This window comes from Paraburkholderia caledonica NBRC 102488, from assembly GCF_000685095.1.
Lineage (GTDB): Bacteria > Pseudomonadota > Gammaproteobacteria > Burkholderiales > Burkholderiaceae > Paraburkholderia > Paraburkholderia caledonica.
This window is the reverse complement of the sequence record NZ_BAYE01000019.1, coordinates 1-15,095: the sequence shown is the minus strand read 5'-3', so window position 1 is coordinate 15,095 and position 15,095 is coordinate 1. Positions and strand designations below refer to the sequence as shown.

Below are 15,095 nucleotides of genomic sequence, written 5' to 3'. Positions count from 1 at the left end.
TTCAGTGTGCGGCGGGCGTACTGCCCGCTGCGTTGGGTTGTGGACTCGTAACGGCGTCCACCACGCGCTCCATCTGCATGAAGCGCGAGCCTTTCACGAGAAGCGTTGCAGCGGCGCCGAAGCCGGCCTGCTGCAATTGCGCGACCAGCGTGCCGATGTCGGCCACGTGATGCGCGCCAGCGCCATACGCGGTGCAGGCGTCGCGCGAGGCGTCGCCCATTGCGTACAGCGCGTCGATACCGCGTTCCCTCGCGTATGCGCCGATCTCGCGATGGAACTCGGGACCGTTGTCGCCGACTTCGCCCATGTCGCCCATGACGAGCACACGCGGCGAAGCGTGCGACGCGAGCACGTCGATCGCGGCGCGCATCGAGTCGGGATTCGCGTTGTACGTGTCGTCGATCACCGTTGCGCCGGCTAGCGTGCCAAGCGCGGCATGCTTTACCTGCAAGCGGCCTTTCACCGCGCCGAACGATTCGAGGCCGCGCTTGATCGCATCGAGCGAAACGCCTGCGGCGAGTGCGGCCGATGTCGCGGCCAACGCGTTGTGCGCGTTGTGATTGCCGAGCACTTGCAGCGTGATTTCGACATGGCCTTGCGGTGTGTCGACGCTCAGCAGCTTGCCGTCGAACCTGCCGGTGACGGCGGCTGCTGTCGTGCGTTCGTCGCTGTTCAGCGCGAAGTCGACGATCCGGTTGCCGGTGGCGGCCACGCGCCAGATGCTGGCGAAAGCGTCGTCCGCAGGAAACACGGCGACGCCGTCCGGACTCAGCGCATGAATCACGCTCGCATGCTCGAGCGCGACGGCTTCCACGGTCGCCATGAACTCCTGATGCTCGCGCTGCGCGTTGTTCACGACCGCAACCGTCGGCTCGGCAATCTTCGCGAGCAACGACGTTTCGCCAGGATGATTCATGCCGAGCTCGACCACGGCCAGCCGATGCGCGGCATTCAGACGGAACAGCGTGAGCGGCAAGCCAATATCGTTGTTGAAGTTGCCGGCGGTCGCGAGCCGCGCATCCGCTCCAACGGCGGCGGCGAAGATCGACGCGATCATTTCTTTGACCGTGGTCTTGCCATTGCTGCCCGTCACGGCGACGAGCGGCATGCCGAACTTGCGACGCCAGCCGCGAGCCAGCGCGCCCAACCCAACGCGCGTATCTCTCACGCGCAGCGCCGGCACGTTCCAGTCTTGCGGCGCGCGCGAAACGAGCGCCGCCGTCACGTTGCGCGCGGCAACGTCAGCGAGGAAGTCGTGCGCGTCAAAACGCTCGCCCTTGATCGCGACGAAGAGATCGCCCGGACCCGCGCTGCGGCTATCGGTCGACACGCGTTCGAAGGTGACGCTGTCGTCACCGATCACGGTCGCGCCCGGAATCAGCGCGGCGGCTTCACGCAGCGAGAACATTGCATTTCCTTGCCCGCTCATTCGCCACCTCCGCGTGCCTGCGTCGCCCGCGCGGCGAGCGCGAGACGGGCGTGGTCCTGATCGGAGAAAGCGCGCTTCTTGCCCATGATTTCCTGTGTCGCTTCGTGCCCTTTTCCGGCTAGCACGATGACGTCTTCCCGCGCGGCGCTGCGGATCGCCTGAAGGATCGCGCTCGCGCGGTCTTCAATGCGGCGCGCTTTCGACGCGTCTTTCATTCCCGCTGCGATCTGCTCGATGATCGATTGCGGATCTTCGCTGCGCGGGTTGTCGCTCGTAACCACGACGCCGTCCGCGATCTTCTCGGCGATTGCGCCCATCAACGGACGCTTGGTCGCGTCGCGGTCGCCGCCGCAGCCGAACATGCAAATCAGCTCGCCGCCGCGCGCGGTTGCCATCGGGCGCAGCGCTTCCAGCGTTTTTTCAAGCGCGTCTGGCGTGTGCGCGTAGTCGATCACCACGAGCGGCTCGTCATTCTGCAAACGGCCGCCGAGGCGTTCCATGCGGCCGTTCACCGATTCGAGCTTCGCGAGTTGGCCGAGCGCGGCGTCGAACGGCACGTCGGCGGCAAACAATGCGCCGAGCACGCCGAGCAGATTGCTCACGTTGAACGCACCGAGCGTTTGTACTTCGACGTCGGCCTTGCCCCAGTCGGACGTGTTCAGATGGAACGCCGTGCCGGTCGCGGTGGCGCGCACGTTCGACGCGAGCAACCACGCGTCCGCTTGCGGCGCGCTTTGCCCTGCACTTTGTGACGCGTCGTGCGGCGCGGAGTCGAGGCCGTAGGCGATGGTGCGAGCGTGATCTCGAGTGCTGACAAGCAGACGGCGGCCGGCCGCGTCGTCCCGATTGATCACCGCCGCGCGCAGTTCGGGCCACGCGAAAAGACGCGCCTTCGCCGCTTCATACGCTTCCAACGTGCGGTGATAGTCGAGGTGGTCTTGCGTGAGATTCGTGAACACGGCGATGTCGAACGCCGTGCCGTTCACGCGCCCCTGATGCAGCGCATGCGACGACACTTCCATTGCCACTGCGCGCGCGCCGACGTCGCGCAATTGCGCAAGACTGCGCTGCAATTGCGGCGCGTCGGGTGTCGTGAAGCCGGTGTGCACCAGTTGTCCCGGCAAACCGGTGCCAAGCGTGCCGATGATCGCGCAACGTGTGCCGAGCGCGGTGAGTGCCGCAGAAATCCACTGACTGCACGAAGTCTTGCCGTTCGTGCCCGTCACGCCGACCGTCAGCATGCTGTCGCTCGGATCGTTGTACCAGGCACTCGCGATTGAACCGGCGAGGTCGTTCAACGCCGGCACCGCAAGCGTCGTAGATGCATCGATCGCGCCGTTGAATCCTTCGGCCTGAACCAGCACGGCGGCAGCACCGCGTTCAATTGCACCGTCGATGAACGGACGGTTGTCCGCGCCATCCACTGCGTAGGCGAAGAATGCGTCGCCGGCGGCGAGCGAACGCGTGTCGGCGTGCAGATGCGCGCCTGGCTGCACGCGTGCGCGCAGCCAGCACAGCGCTTCGGCGATCTCCCGATGCGCCGGATGATTGTTGCGCAGCGCGCTCATCGAACGACTCCCGGATGGCTCTTCGCGTTCGCGGAAATCGTCATCTTCTTTGCGCCGGCGCTGGTCGAGATCTTTTTCGCAGCGGACGGCGCGGGCGTTGCGGAAGGTGCGGCAGATGCGGAATCGTCCGATACCACCATCTGCTTGACCGGCATTTGCGGCGGCACATTCAGCGAACGCAACGTATCGCCGACGATGCCCGAGAACACGGGCCCGGACACCTGCCCACCGAAGTGACTACCCGCGGTCGGCTCGTCGACCGATACCGCGACGACGATACGCGGGTTCGGCATGGGCGCCATACCGACAAACGACGCGCGATATTTCGAGTGGTCGTAACCATGCGGACCGTGCTTATACGCCGTACCGCTCTTGCCGCCGACGCGATAACCCGGCACCGCTGCATCAGGCGACGTGCCGCCAGGCGAGACGACCGTTTCGAGCATCGCGCGCACTTCGCGGGCGGTGGTCGGCGAGAAAATCTGCGGACCCGTTGCCGGCTGATCGCCAGGCGTGCGGAAAATCGACACTGGCATGATCTGACCGTCGTGCGCGATGGCCGAATACGCGCGACCCAACTGGAACAGCGACACCGACAGGCCATAGCCGTAGGACATGGTCGCCTGCTCGATACGGCGCCAGCTTTTCCACGGACGCAGACGTCCCGCCGCCGCGCCGGGGAAACCGACCTTCGGCGCCTGACCGAGACCGATGCTCGTGTACATATTCCACATCTCTTCGGGCTTGAGCTGCATCGCAATCTTCGTCGCGCCGATGTTGCTCGACTTCTGGATCACGCCGCCGACGGTCAGGACACCGAACGCGCTGTCGTCGGTAATCGGCGCACCGTCAAGCACGAAGCGGCCGCCGCCTGTATCAACCAGTGTAGTCGGCGTGACGCGGTGCAGATCGAGCGCGAGCGACACCGTGAACGGTTTCATGATCGAGCCCGGCTCGAACGTATCGGTCAGGATGCGATTGCGCAACTGGTCGCCGGTCATGTGCGACCGGTCGTTCGGGTTGTAGGTCGGGTAATTGACGAGCGCCAGCACTTCGCCGGTCCGGACGTCGATCACCATTGCCGCGCCGGCCTTCGCCTTGAACTTTTCAACGGCCGCTTTCAGGTTCGTGTACGCGATGTACTGGATCTTGCTGTCGATCGACAGATCCACGTCTTGGCCGTTGTGCGGCACGACCTGCTCGTCCACGTCCTCGATGATGTGGCCCATGCGGTCCTTGATCACGCGGCGGCTGCCCGACATGCCCGCCAGCAGCTTCTGATCGCCGAGCTCGACGCCTTCCTGGCCTTCGTCCTCGACGTTGGTGAAGCCGATCAGGTGAGCGGTGATCTCGCCTTCCGGATAGAAACGCTTGTACTCGTCACGCGCGTAAATGCCGGGGATGTCCAGCGCCTTCACCTTCTCGGCGATGTCTACCGGCACCTGACGCTTGACGTACACGAAGTTCTTGTCTTCCGAGAGCTTCCTGCGCAATTCCTTATCGGTCATGCCGAGCAGTTTGCCGAGCGCGCCCAGCTTTTCCGCGCCGAGATCGTCCGGCACCGATTCCGGAATTGCCCAGATCGCGCGCACCGGCAGGCTCGTGGCCAGCACGAGACCGTTGCGGTCGAGAATCTTGCCGCGCGTGGCGGGCAATTCCAGCCGGCGCTGATATCGGATTTCGCCCTGCTTCAGATAGAACGCGTTGCCGGGGCCCTGAATCCAGAAGGCGCGCGCGGTCAGCGCGACGAACGCCATGAAAAGCAGGAACACGACAAGCTTGGAGCGCCACATAGGCAAGCGCACCGACAGGATCGGGTTCGCTGAGAAGGCGACGCTCTTGCGAGCCGACGATTTTTTCATCGCACGCCTCCGCTGCGGCTCGTTGCAGGCGCGGACGCCGGACCGGAAGTCGGAATCGGCGCGTCTTCAGCCTTCGCCGAGCCAGGATCGAGCGTCAGATATTGCGTGCGACCGGTCGTGACCGATTGCATTTTTAGCGACGCGGTGGCGATCTGCTCGATGCGCGACGTTTTCGACAGCGCGCTCTGCTGATATTGAAGCTGCGAATAGTCCTGTTGCAGCTGGCGCTCCTGAGATTGCGCGCGCTGCAACTGGATGAAGATCTGGCGCTGCTGATTGGTTGCGTTGACGACAGACAAGGCACAGCCCATCACGATCATCAGCAGGAAAATGTTGAGACGATTCATGGTGCGATTCGCTCCGCCACGCGCATCACGGCAGAACGGGCGCGCGGGTTGGCGGCGACTTCAGCGTCGCTTGCAAACACACGGCCGATGATTTTGAGCGGGGGACTCGGCAGGTCGACGGCGCGAATCGGCAGGCGACGATCGACCGTAGGCGTACTTGCGTGCGCCTGCATGAATCGCTTGACGATCCGGTCCTCGAGCGAATGAAAGCTGATGACCACCAGCCGCCCCCCTTGCTCCAGCAGCGCTAACGCTGCTTCTAAAACGACTTGCAGCTCCGCAAGCTCTTGATTGATGTGAATCCGTATAGCCTGAAAGGTGCGGGTTGCCGGATCCTTGCCCTTCTCACGGGTTTTGACGACGTTAGCCACGATTTGGGCAAGCTCGCCCGTGCTGACGAGAGGCCCAAGACGGTCGGACTCTGCCCGGCGAGCAACAAGCGCCTTTGCAATCTGAAAAGCAAACCGTTCTTCCCCATAATCTCGTATCACCTCCGTCAGTTCCTGCACCGTGGCCCGCGCCAGCCATTCAGCGGCAGACTCGCCGCGCGTCGGGTCCATCCGCATGTCGAGCGGGCCGTCGGCGCGGAAACTGAAACCCCGCTCCGGGTCGTCGACTTGCGGCGACGACACGCCCAGATCCAGCAAAACACCCGACACCCGTTCAATCCCGCGCTCCGCAATCGCGGTGCGCAGTGAAGCAAAACTCTCGTGCACGATGCCAAAGCGCGGATCGGCGATTTGCTGCGCCGTGGCGATCGCGAGCGGGTCTTTGTCGAAAGCGATCAGACGCCCCGACTCGCTCAGCTTTTCCAGCACCAGCCGGCTGTGACCGCCACGCCCAAACGTGCCGTCCACATAAACGCCGTCCGCGCGGGTGACCAGCGCGTTGACCGCTTCTTCCAGCAGCACCGTGCGATGCTGCAATTCGTTTCTCATCGCAGATGCCATATATGTATGCCGCGATCAGAACGTGAAATTCTTTAACGCTTCGGGCATGCCCTCGGCGATCGCCGCCTGTTCCTTCGCGGCGTAAATTTGTGCGTCCCACAACTCGAAGTGGCGGCCCATGCCGAGCAGCGTCACTTCTTTTTCCAGCGTGCCGGCCGCGCGCAACTCCGGCGACACGAGCACACGGCCCGCGCCGTCCATGTCCACGTCCATTGCGTTGCCGAGAAAAATGCGCTTCCACCAGGCGGCGTTCATGGGCAGCTTGTCGACTTTGTCGCGGAAGACTTCCCATTCCGGGCGCGGAAAGAGCAACAGGCAGCCGTCCGGGTGCTTGGTGATCGTCACCCGGCCCTCTGCCTGTGTTTGCAGCGCATCCCGATAGCGGGACGGAATTGACATCCGTCCTTTCGCATCGAGAGTCAGCGCCGACGCCCCTTGGAACACTTAGCTCTCCCTCTTGACCGGCGCTTTTGAGCCGGCTGCCTGATTCGTAAAAATCTATCCGAAATCGCGCGTCAGATCACACAAAAATACACTTTCTCACACTGTCTCCCACTTTAGAGGAACGCTAAACGGGGGTCAAGGGAGACAGACGGTTTTTCGGCGAAATTTGTTTGTTAGAACAAGGACTTAGCGTGACTCGTTCATGTCAGACATAAAACAGAAAATCGTTATAAATGAAAGAGCTACTGCGGCTTGTGAAGGTGATACGTGAAAAGTACGAGGGAAAGGCGCGGACCGTAAGCGATCGCGGCAGGCGGCTGGGAGGTGTTAGGCGGGGATCAGGGATCGAGCACGGACGACGCCTTGGGCGTCGTCCGACATACGGTAGTTCGGGGCGGCTTCGGACAGAAATCCGACGCCTGCGGCCTCTTATATGTAGTAGGCGGTACGGGTCATCACTTTGGACATCGCACGCATCAACGCGCGCGCCGGGAATGGCAACTCGATGCCGCCAGCGTCCATGGCGGCCTTGCCATGCTCGGCCTCGTCGGCTCGCATCTGGTCGACAATGGCGCGCGACTCACGGTCGGCGGCAGGCAAACGGTCCATGTGGCTATCCAGATGCTGCTCGACCTGGCGCTCCGTCTCTGCCATGAAGCCGAGACTGACGCGGTCGCCTAGACGTCCGGCTGCAAGGCCGATAGCGAGCGCGCCCGCATACCAGAGCGGATTCAACAGACTCGGGCGCGAGTCCAGTGCCTGGAGACGCCTGGCCGTCCAGGCGAGATGATCTTCTTCTTCGACTGCGGCCCGATCGAACACGGTTCGCAGCGATGGCGACCTTGTCGCGAGCTTCTGCGCCTGGTAGAGCGCCTGTGCGCAGACTTCGCCCACGTGGTTCACGCGCATGAGACCTGCGGAGTGGGCGCGCTCGGCCGGCGACAGTTCGGGCACCTCAGCGTGTGCAGCCGATTCTTGCGGAACCGGCAACGGACGGCTCATGCGCGAGACGCCAGTCATTGAGCGTAAACCCCGATCAAATTCGGTAATCAACTCGTCCAGAAACATTCGGCACTCCCTGATTCGACAACCGTCTCCCCGCTCCGCGCTGCCCGTGCAGCAAGCCTTTGCGGAGGAAAATGCAGTCTCCGACGAGGCCGGATTTAGCCTCCGGAGACATCAAGATTTCAATTTTAGATCATGTTGCGTAAACGAAACAGGAGCCTTCCAGACGCCCTCCTTTTTCTTTGTGCCATGTAGCCGTTTTGTTACATTACGTGCAACTTCTCGCGAAGTTGGACAAGCAAGGCCTCAACGCTACATAAATATTCGCCTTGTACAAAAGATTCGTATTCCTTGGAGATCATTCGATGAAAAAGTCGCTTCTCGCTCTCGCAGCACTGGGCGCATTCGCAGGCGTCGCACATGCTCAGAGCAGCGTGACCCTGTACGGTATCATTGACGAAGGCTTCAACATCAACACCAACGCTGGTGGCAAGCACCTGTACAACCTGTCCAGCGGTGTTATGCAAGGCTCGCGTTTCGGCCTGCGCGGCACAGAAGATCTGGGCGGCGGTCTGAAGGCGCTGTTCGTGTTGGAAAACGGCTTTGACGTGAACAACGGCAAGCTGGGTCAAGGCGGCCTGATGTTCGGTCGTCAAGCTTACGTCGGTCTGTCGAGCCAGTTCGGCACGGTCACGCTGGGTCGTCAGTACGACTCCGTCGTCGACTACGTTGGTCCGCTGGAAGCCGGCGACCAGTGGGGCGGCTACATCGCTGCTCACCCGGGCGACATCGACAACTTCAACAACGCATACCGTACGAACAACACGGTCAAGTACACGAGCGCGGATTACGGCGGCCTGAAGTTCGGCGGCACGTACAGCTTCGGCGGCATTGCTGGCAACTTTACTTCGAACCAGATCTGGTCGTTGGGCGCTGGCTACAACAACGGTCCGCTGGTCTTGGGCGTCGGTTACTTGAACGCGCGTACGCCGGCAGCTTCGGGCGGCCTGTTCAACAACGGCGGCACGACGACGACTGCGGCCGCCTTCGCAGCGACCGCTTCGCCGGTCTACGCTGGCTACACATCGGCTAACACGTACCAGGTTATCGGTGCAGGCGGTGCATACACGTTCGGCGCGGCAACGGTCGGCCTGACGTACTCGAACATCCGCTTCGCCAACTTGGGCGCTTCGTTTGCATCGCCGTTCAAGGGTCAGTCGGTTACGTTCAACAACGCTGAAATCAACTTCAAGTACCAGTTGACCCCGGCATTGCTGGTCGGCGCGGCATACGACTACACGCGCGGCGCGGACATCGCAGGTGCATCGCGCGCTCAGTACCACCAAGGCGCGATTGGCGTGGACTACTTCCTGTCCAAGCGTACCGACGTCTACGTGATGGGTGTGTACCAGCACGCTCTGGGTGACACGCTGACCGCTGCCGGTGGTGTTGCTCCGGCAACGGCTAGCATCAACGGCCTGTCGGGCTCGCAGAACCAGAACCAACTCGCGGCTCGCGTCGGTATCCGCCACAAGTTCTAATAAGTCGTAAATACGCAGTTTTGCCTCAAAGGCGCCTTAGGGCGCCTTTTTTTATGGGTCCGGCGAGCCGCGATGCTTGCCGGCTTTGCGTTTGCGACAGCGCAAATAAAAAGCCCAGCAGACTGTTCATCTGCCGGGCTTTCTTGTCTTGCTAGCCGGGCCCGTTACGAGCCTCAGATCTACGCTAATTCTACGGGCCTTACGTTCATGCACGCCCGTCGCGTAGCTCGCGACGCAAAATCTTGCCGACATTGCTCTTCGGTAGCTCTGTGCGGAATTCGACGATTTTCGGCCGCTTGTAACCAGTCAGCTGCTGCTTGCAGTAGGCGAAAATATCCGCGTCGGTGAGGGCGTCATCTTTCCTGACGACGAACAACTTAACGGCCTCACCTGAATGCTGGTCTGGCACGCCGACCGCAGCCACCTCGAATACGCCGGGCAGCCTCGCCACTACGTCCTCGATCTCGTTCGGATAAACGTTAAAACCCGAAACCAGAATCATGTCTTTCTTGCGGTCGACGATCTTCACAAAGCCCTGCTCGTTCATGAAGCCAACATCGCCCGATCTGAAGAAGCCGTCCGACGTCATGACTTTGGCCGTTTCGTCCGGCCGGTTCCAGTAGCCGGCCATGACCTGCGGGCCGCGAATGCAAATCTCACCGGGCTGGCCAAGTGGGACTTCGTTGCCCTCGTCGTCCCGAATCGAGACTTCGGTCGACGGCAGCGGCAAACCGATCGTGCCGCTATATTCAGTTACCGTCACCGGGTTGCAAGTCACACACGGCGACGTCTCCGACAAGCCATAGCCCTCGATAATCGGCGTATGCGTGTTCTCGAACCACCGCTTCGCGACAGCTTCCTGAACCGCCATTCCACCGCCGTTGGCAGCGATCAGTTTGGAGAAGTCGAGCTTGTGGAAGTCCGGGTTGTTCAACAGCGCGTTGTACAGCGTGTTGACTGCAGGGATCGTCGTGATCGCATAGCCTTGCAGAGCTTTGATCATCCCGGGGATATCACGCGGGTTCGGGATCAGAACGCCCAAACCGCCCGTGCGAATGGTCAGCAACCCACACACTGTCAGCGCGAAGACGTGATAGAGCGGCAGCGCGACAACGGTGATGAACTGCTCGATGTCCGTACGATTCGCGCGAACCGGATTGAGCCAGATTTCCGATTGCAGCACGTTGGCAATCAGATTCCGATGCAGCAGTGTCGCACCCTTGGCCACGCCTGTGGTGCCGCCGGTGTACTGCAGGAACGCGACGTCGTCCGGGCCCTGCTGAACGGGTTTGAAAGTCTGCCGTTCGCCTTCCGCAATTGCAGCGTTGAATTTGACGTGGCGCGGCAAACTCCAGGCCGGTACCATTTTCTTCACCTGACGCACGACAAAGTTCACAACCGCGCCTTTGACGCCCATCAGATCGCCCATTGCCGCGACCACGATATGCTTCACCGCGGTATTACGCATAACTGCCTGCAAAGTCACCGCGAAGTTTTCGAGCAGAACGATTGCTTCCGCGCCGCTATCCTTCAACTGATGCTCGAGCTCGCGCGGCGTGTAGAGCGGATTGACGTTCACGACCACGTAACCCGCGCGCAAAATGGCTGCGATCGCCACCGGATACTGGAGCACGTTCGGCATCATGATCGCGACGCGAGCGCCACGCGCAAGACCCTTCGACTGAAACCACGCGGCCAGCTTGCGCGAAAGCGCGTCCAGCTCGCCGTAGCTGATCTCTTTTCCCATGCAGACAAACGCGGGCTTGTCGCGGTGCTCGCGAAACGCCTCTTCGAGTAGCTCCGCAACGGACGAATAGCGGGTTGGGTCGATCTCAGCGGGAACGCCGGGCGGGTAAGATTTCAGCCAGATTTTATCCATGCAGCGTCTCCTTCTTTATTTTCGAATGGTCGTGCTAAAAACGCATCGTAGCATGGGCACCCCTGCGGTATTGGCGAGCGACGGCTTAGTTAGACTGCTGCCTCGAACCTTCGGAGGCTCGGCGGCGAGGCTTGGCTGGGTGGAAGAAGCTCGTCAGACGCGCTCGACTTGGACCAGGCAGTCGTAGAAGGTCGCAGATCCGCCAAGATCGGTCAGCGCCTGGCTCGTGACCTGATTTGCGTTGCGGCCATCGGGCGCCAGTTTCTTCCACCAGATCGACAGGCCGACCACGAGGCCTTGACGCGCCCGGTCGGTGATACGGGCGCGTGCCTGCATCGAGCCGCGGTCGTTGAAGATACGCACCTGGTCACCGTCGACGATATCCCGCGATCCGGCGTCTGACGGGTGAATGTCGAGATGCGGCTCACCTTCGGTAGACCGCAGGCTTTCAACGTTGACGAAGGTGCTGTTCAGGAAGTTGCGCGCGGGCGGCGAGATCATCGCAAGCGGGTACCGAGCGGCGAGTTCGGGCGCCGACTCCGCGGATTCATACGGCGGCACGTAATCCGGAAGCGGATCGAGCCCCTGCTGCGCGAGCCGTTCACTGTAGAACTCGCACTTGCCCGAGGGCGTGCGAAAGCCGCCTTCGGCAAAAGGCGCATCCGGAAGGTTCAGCTTTGCCCAACCGATCCGTTTGAGCGACTCCCAATCGACGCCTTCAAGCGTCTTGTCTTCCCAACGCAAAGCGCTGCGCGCAACGATTTCGTCGCTTTCGAATAGCGACGGCTCATCCAGCCCCATGTGGCGCGCGAGGCCGCGAAAGATTTCAGTATTGGGACGCGCGTCGCCTACCGGGGGAATTGCCGGCACGTTCAGCATGACGTGCGTGTGGCCGTACGACTTGTGCACGTCGAGGTGCTCCAGCTGCGTGGTGGCCGGCAGGAGCAAATCCGCATAGTCGGCGGTGTCGGTCTGGAAGTGCTCGAGCACGATCGTGAACAGGTCTTCGCGTGCGAACCCTGCCGCGACGCGTTCAGAATCAGGTGCCACGGCAACAGGATTCGAGTTATAGACTATGATCGCCTCGATCTTCGGACCGAATGTCGCGTCGCCCGGATGCAGCAACGCGTCGCCGATTGCGTTCATATTGATTACGCGGCTGGGCTTGGTCGGCCAGCCGGGCATCAGATCGGGACGCTGCAATGCATGCGTGTCGACCGGCGCCCACCCGGACGACGACAACAAGGCGCCGCCTGCCCGCTCGCGCCACGCGCCCGTCAGCGACGGCAGGCATGCAATGGCGCGCACGGCATTGCCGCCGCCGCGCACTCTTTGCAGACCATAGTTCAGACGGATCGCAGCCTTTTTCGTGCTGCCGTAAAGTCGCGCCAGGTCGACGATAACCTGCTCGTCGATGCCGCAAATCTCGGCGACGCGGGACGGCGAATACCCGAGCGCCCGCGCTTTCAGCTCATCAAAGCCCAGTGTGTGCGCCGCGATGTAAGCGTGATCGAGCAGATCTTCAGAGATCAGCACGTTCATCATGCCGAGCGCGAGTGCGCCGTCGGTCCCGGGCTTCAGCGCAATGTGTTGATGGCACTTCTCGGCGGTCAGCGAGCGATACGGGTCGATCGCAATGAGCCGGGCGCCCTGGCGCTTGGCCTGCTGCGCACGTGTCCAGAAGTGCAGGTTCGACGCGATCGGATTCGAGCCCCAAATGAGGATGACCTCGCTTTCGTCGAAAAACTCCGTGAGCATGCCGATGCCCGCGCCGTACGTATATTTCAAGCCCGCGGCACCGGCCGCTGCGCAGATGGTCCGATCGAGTTGCGATGCGCCAAGCTTATGAAAGAAACGTTGAGCGATGCTGTCGCCTTGAACCAGGCCCATGGTGCCGGCGTAGCTGTATGGCAGGATCGCCTCCGGCGCGCGCTGCGCTATCTCCGACAGATGCTTCGCGGCGAGTTCAAACGCCTCGCTCCAGCTGATGGGTTCGAAACGCCCTTCGCCCTTGCAGCCAATGCGTTTCATCGGCGTTGTCAGACGGTGCGGATGGTGAACTCGCTCTGCATACCGACTGACTTTGGTACACAACGCACCTTGGGTTGGCGGGTGGTCCGGGTCGCCGACCACTTTGATCGCCCGGCCAGCCTCGACTGTTACGCGCATCGCGCAGGTGTCGGGGCAGTCGTGTGGGCAAACTGCGCGAGCGAATTCAGTCGGAGCGTTCATGGGGTAACCATTCAGGGGACGGGAAGCACGGCGTAACGCCGGATTCTATTACGTCCGTCGGCGCTTGCCTGCATGCTGCCGCCAAAAAGGCTTCGGCGTAGAATCGTTAGCACTGCGTCCGGGCGCAACTCGCCCGAGCGATTCCTTGCAAGTCAAAAGCTAAAGCGCATCGGCACTCTATTATGAAACTGATCCCCGAAATTCAAGCTGCTCACGGAGAAATACAGAGTCTTCGACGAACGATCCATGCTCACCCCGAACTGCGTTACGAAGAGACTGCGACAGCTGATCTCGTCGCCAGAACGCTCGAATCCTGGGGCATAGAAACTCACCGTGGATTGGGCAAGACAGGCGTAGTTGGCGTCCTCGCACGCGGGAACGGTACACGTTCTGTCGGTCTGCGCGCCGACATGGATGCGTTGCCGATCCAGGAACTGAACAGCTTCGAACACAAATCAAAAAACGACGGGAAAATGCACGCGTGCGGCCACGACGGCCATACAGCGATGCTGCTCGGCGCGGCGCGACATCTTGCGAAACACGGTGAGTTTGACGGCACCATCGTATTCATTTTCCAGCCTGCCGAAGAAGGCGGCGCCGGTGCCCAAGCGATGATCGACGACGGATTATTCGAGAAGTTCCCGGTCGACGCCGTGTTCGGCATTCACAACTGGCCGGGCATGCCTGCTGGCAAATTTGGCGTGACTGAAGGCCCGATTATGGCCTCCAGCAATGAGTTTCGTATTGAGATCAAGGGCGTCGGCTCGCACGCAGCGCTGCCGCACAATGGCCGTGACCCGGTCTTTACCGCCGTGCAGATCGCTAACGGATTGCAGAGCATCATCACGCGAAACAAGAAGCCGCTTGATACGGCCGTGCTCTCAATCACCCAGATTCACGCAGGCGACGCGGTCAACGTCGTTCCTAACGATGCCTGGCTCGCGGGCACAGTCCGCACATTTACGACAGAAACGCTCGACTTGATCGAAGCGCGTATGCGGAAAATCGTTGAAAGCACGGCGGAGGCCTACGATTGCTCGGCCGAAGTGCACTTTCACCGGAACTACCCACCGACGATCAACAGCGGTGATGAAGCGCGATTCGCGGCGGCCGTTATGAAGGAGATCGTCGGTGCGGAGAATGTAGACGATTCCGTGGAACCCACGATGGGTGCCGAGGACTTTTCCTTCATGTTGTTGGCGAAGCCAGGGTGTTACGCGTTTCTCGGCAACGGCGACGGCGGCCACCGTGATGAGGGCCACGGTGCGGGCCCGTGCATGCTGCACAACGCCAGTTACGACTTCAACGATGAATTGCTTCCTGTTGGCTCGACGTACTGGGTGCGACTGGCGCAGCGCTTTCTGGCGGGGAACGATACGACGGATCGATGAAGTTTAGCTGGCACGTCTCGCTGACGTGCTAGTTGATCCGCTGATGGACGACCAGGAACTGGACTCGCGGCAGTCGACCGGCGCGGTGTACTGGGAAGGCGCGGTGCGCGTGAGCCGCGATGGCGCTGATCTTGGGCGCGCCTATCTGGAACTGACGGGATACGCGAACGCATTGCGGATCGGCAGGCAGTGAGGGGGTGAGGTGGCCTGGCTGTTTATCGCCGCGTAAACGCAGAAACCCCACCTGTGTTGGGGTGGGGTTTCTGGTGCTGCTGGGGAGCCTGACGATTACCTACTTTCACACGGGCAATCCGCACTATCATCGGCGTGGAGTCGTTTCACGGTCCTGTTCGGGATGGGAAGGGGTGGGACCGACTCGCTATGGTCATCAGGCTTTGACGGGTTGCCGTACTGCCGGTGGGGCAATACAGCCAATCTGGAAGAAGT

At 61.5% G+C, this 15,095-nt stretch carries 11 protein-coding genes, 1 rRNA gene and 1 pseudogene; 3 read left to right on the top strand and 10 right to left on the bottom strand.

The features are described 5' to 3' along the window. Window position 1 precedes the first annotated feature (1 nt). The 7 genes from BCA01S_RS27300 to coq7 all read right to left on the bottom strand — a co-directional run bounded on the left by BCA01S_RS27300 (window position 2) and on the right by coq7 (window position 7,668). A complete protein-coding gene (locus BCA01S_RS27300; RefSeq protein WP_027779627.1) occupies window positions 2-1,429 on the bottom strand; it encodes a UDP-N-acetylmuramoyl-tripeptide--D-alanyl-D-alanine ligase in 1,428 nt (475 codons plus the stop codon). Continuing rightward, window positions 1,426-2,997, bottom strand: coding sequence for a UDP-N-acetylmuramoyl-L-alanyl-D-glutamate--2,6-diaminopimelate ligase (locus BCA01S_RS27295; protein ID WP_027779626.1), 1,572 nt, complete (start codon window positions 2,995-2,997; stop codon window positions 1,426-1,428). The genes BCA01S_RS27300 and BCA01S_RS27295 overlap by 4 nt, the downstream gene beginning before the upstream one ends. Beyond that, complete coding sequence (locus tag BCA01S_RS27290; RefSeq protein ID WP_027779625.1) at window positions 2,994-4,859, bottom strand: peptidoglycan D,D-transpeptidase FtsI family protein; 1,866 nt, start codon at window positions 4,857-4,859, stop codon at window positions 2,994-2,996. The genes BCA01S_RS27295 and BCA01S_RS27290 overlap by 4 nt, the downstream gene beginning before the upstream one ends. Further along, complete coding sequence (gene ftsL, locus BCA01S_RS27285; RefSeq protein ID WP_020071213.1) at window positions 4,856-5,206, bottom strand: cell division protein FtsL; 351 nt, start codon at window positions 5,204-5,206, stop codon at window positions 4,856-4,858. Before ftsL ends, BCA01S_RS27290 begins: the two co-directional genes overlap by 4 nt. Beyond that, window positions 5,203-6,156 (bottom strand): 16S rRNA (cytosine(1402)-N(4))-methyltransferase RsmH, encoded by a 954-nt coding sequence (gene rsmH, locus BCA01S_RS27280; RefSeq protein ID WP_084166954.1) that lies wholly within the window; start codon window positions 6,154-6,156, stop codon window positions 5,203-5,205. The genes ftsL and rsmH overlap by 4 nt, the downstream gene beginning before the upstream one ends. 15 nt (window positions 6,157-6,171) lie before the next feature. Next, entirely contained in the window at window positions 6,172-6,600 is a 429-nt protein-coding gene (gene mraZ, locus BCA01S_RS27275; protein ID WP_027779624.1) for a division/cell wall cluster transcriptional repressor MraZ, read from the bottom strand. A 429-nt stretch (window positions 6,601-7,029) separates the two neighbouring features. Beyond that, the gene (gene coq7 / locus BCA01S_RS27270) at window positions 7,030-7,668 is read right to left on the bottom strand and encodes a 2-polyprenyl-3-methyl-6-methoxy-1,4-benzoquinone monooxygenase (RefSeq protein WP_027779623.1); all 639 of its coding nucleotides are present in this window, start codon (window positions 7,666-7,668) and stop codon (window positions 7,030-7,032) included. 302 nt (window positions 7,669-7,970) lie between these two features. On the opposite strand from coq7, the gene BCA01S_RS27265 reads away from it, so the two are divergent. After that, a complete protein-coding gene (locus tag BCA01S_RS27265; protein ID WP_027779622.1) occupies window positions 7,971-9,146 on the top strand; it encodes a porin in 1,176 nt (391 codons plus the stop codon). Window positions 9,147-9,351: 205 nt separating this feature from the next. Here BCA01S_RS27265 and BCA01S_RS27260 read toward each other — a convergent pair whose 3' ends face one another. Beyond that, window positions 9,352-11,025, bottom strand: a complete 1,674-nt coding sequence (locus BCA01S_RS27260) for a long-chain fatty acid--CoA ligase (RefSeq protein WP_027779621.1) — start codon at window positions 11,023-11,025, stop codon at window positions 9,352-9,354. A gap of 153 nt (window positions 11,026-11,178) precedes the next feature. Next, on the bottom strand, window positions 11,179-13,257 hold the full coding sequence (locus BCA01S_RS27255) for a molybdopterin-containing oxidoreductase family protein (protein WP_027779620.1): 2,079 nt from the start codon (window positions 13,255-13,257) through the stop codon (window positions 11,179-11,181). A gap of 182 nt (window positions 13,258-13,439) precedes the next feature. Between BCA01S_RS27255 and BCA01S_RS27250 the strand changes: the two genes are divergently transcribed. Both BCA01S_RS27250 and BCA01S_RS37385 read left to right on the top strand, forming a co-directional pair. After that, entirely contained in the window at window positions 13,440-14,648 is a 1,209-nt protein-coding gene (locus tag BCA01S_RS27250; protein ID WP_027779619.1) for a M20 aminoacylase family protein, read from the top strand. 31 nt (window positions 14,649-14,679) lie between these two features. After that, window positions 14,680-14,841, top strand: a pseudogene (locus BCA01S_RS37385) (lipocalin family protein); the annotation flags it as partial. A gap of 86 nt (window positions 14,842-14,927) precedes the next feature. On the opposite strand, the gene rrf reads toward BCA01S_RS37385, so the two are convergent. After that, window positions 14,928-15,041 (bottom strand): 5S ribosomal RNA (gene rrf / locus BCA01S_RS27240). Window positions 15,042-15,095: the final 54 nt, after the last annotated feature.

Coding starts and splice junctions, on each gene's coding strand:
- BCA01S_RS27300 (WP_027779627.1), bottom strand. CDS start 1,429: ATGAGCGGGCAAGGAAATGCAATGTTCTCGCTGCGTGAAGCCGCCGCG.
- BCA01S_RS27295 (WP_027779626.1), bottom strand. CDS start 2,997: ATGAGCGCGCTGCGCAACAATCATCCGGCGCATCGGGAGATCGCCGAA.
- BCA01S_RS27290 (WP_027779625.1), bottom strand. CDS start 4,859: ATGAAAAAATCGTCGGCTCGCAAGAGCGTCGCCTTCTCAGCGAACCCG.
- ftsL (WP_020071213.1), bottom strand. CDS start 5,206: ATGAATCGTCTCAACATTTTCCTGCTGATGATCGTGATGGGCTGTGCC.
- rsmH (WP_084166954.1), bottom strand. CDS start 6,156: ATGGCATCTGCGATGAGAAACGAATTGCAGCATCGCACGGTGCTGCTG.
- coq7 (WP_027779623.1), bottom strand. CDS start 7,668: ATGTTTCTGGACGAGTTGATTACCGAATTTGATCGGGGTTTACGCTCA.
- BCA01S_RS27265 (WP_027779622.1), top strand. CDS start 7,971: ATGAAAAAGTCGCTTCTCGCTCTCGCAGCACTGGGCGCATTCGCAGGC.
- BCA01S_RS27260 (WP_027779621.1), bottom strand. CDS start 11,025: ATGGATAAAATCTGGCTGAAATCTTACCCGCCCGGCGTTCCCGCTGAG.
- BCA01S_RS27255 (WP_027779620.1), bottom strand. CDS start 13,257: ATGAACGCTCCGACTGAATTCGCTCGCGCAGTTTGCCCACACGACTGC.
- BCA01S_RS27250 (WP_027779619.1), top strand. CDS start 13,440: ATGAAACTGATCCCCGAAATTCAAGCTGCTCACGGAGAAATACAGAGT.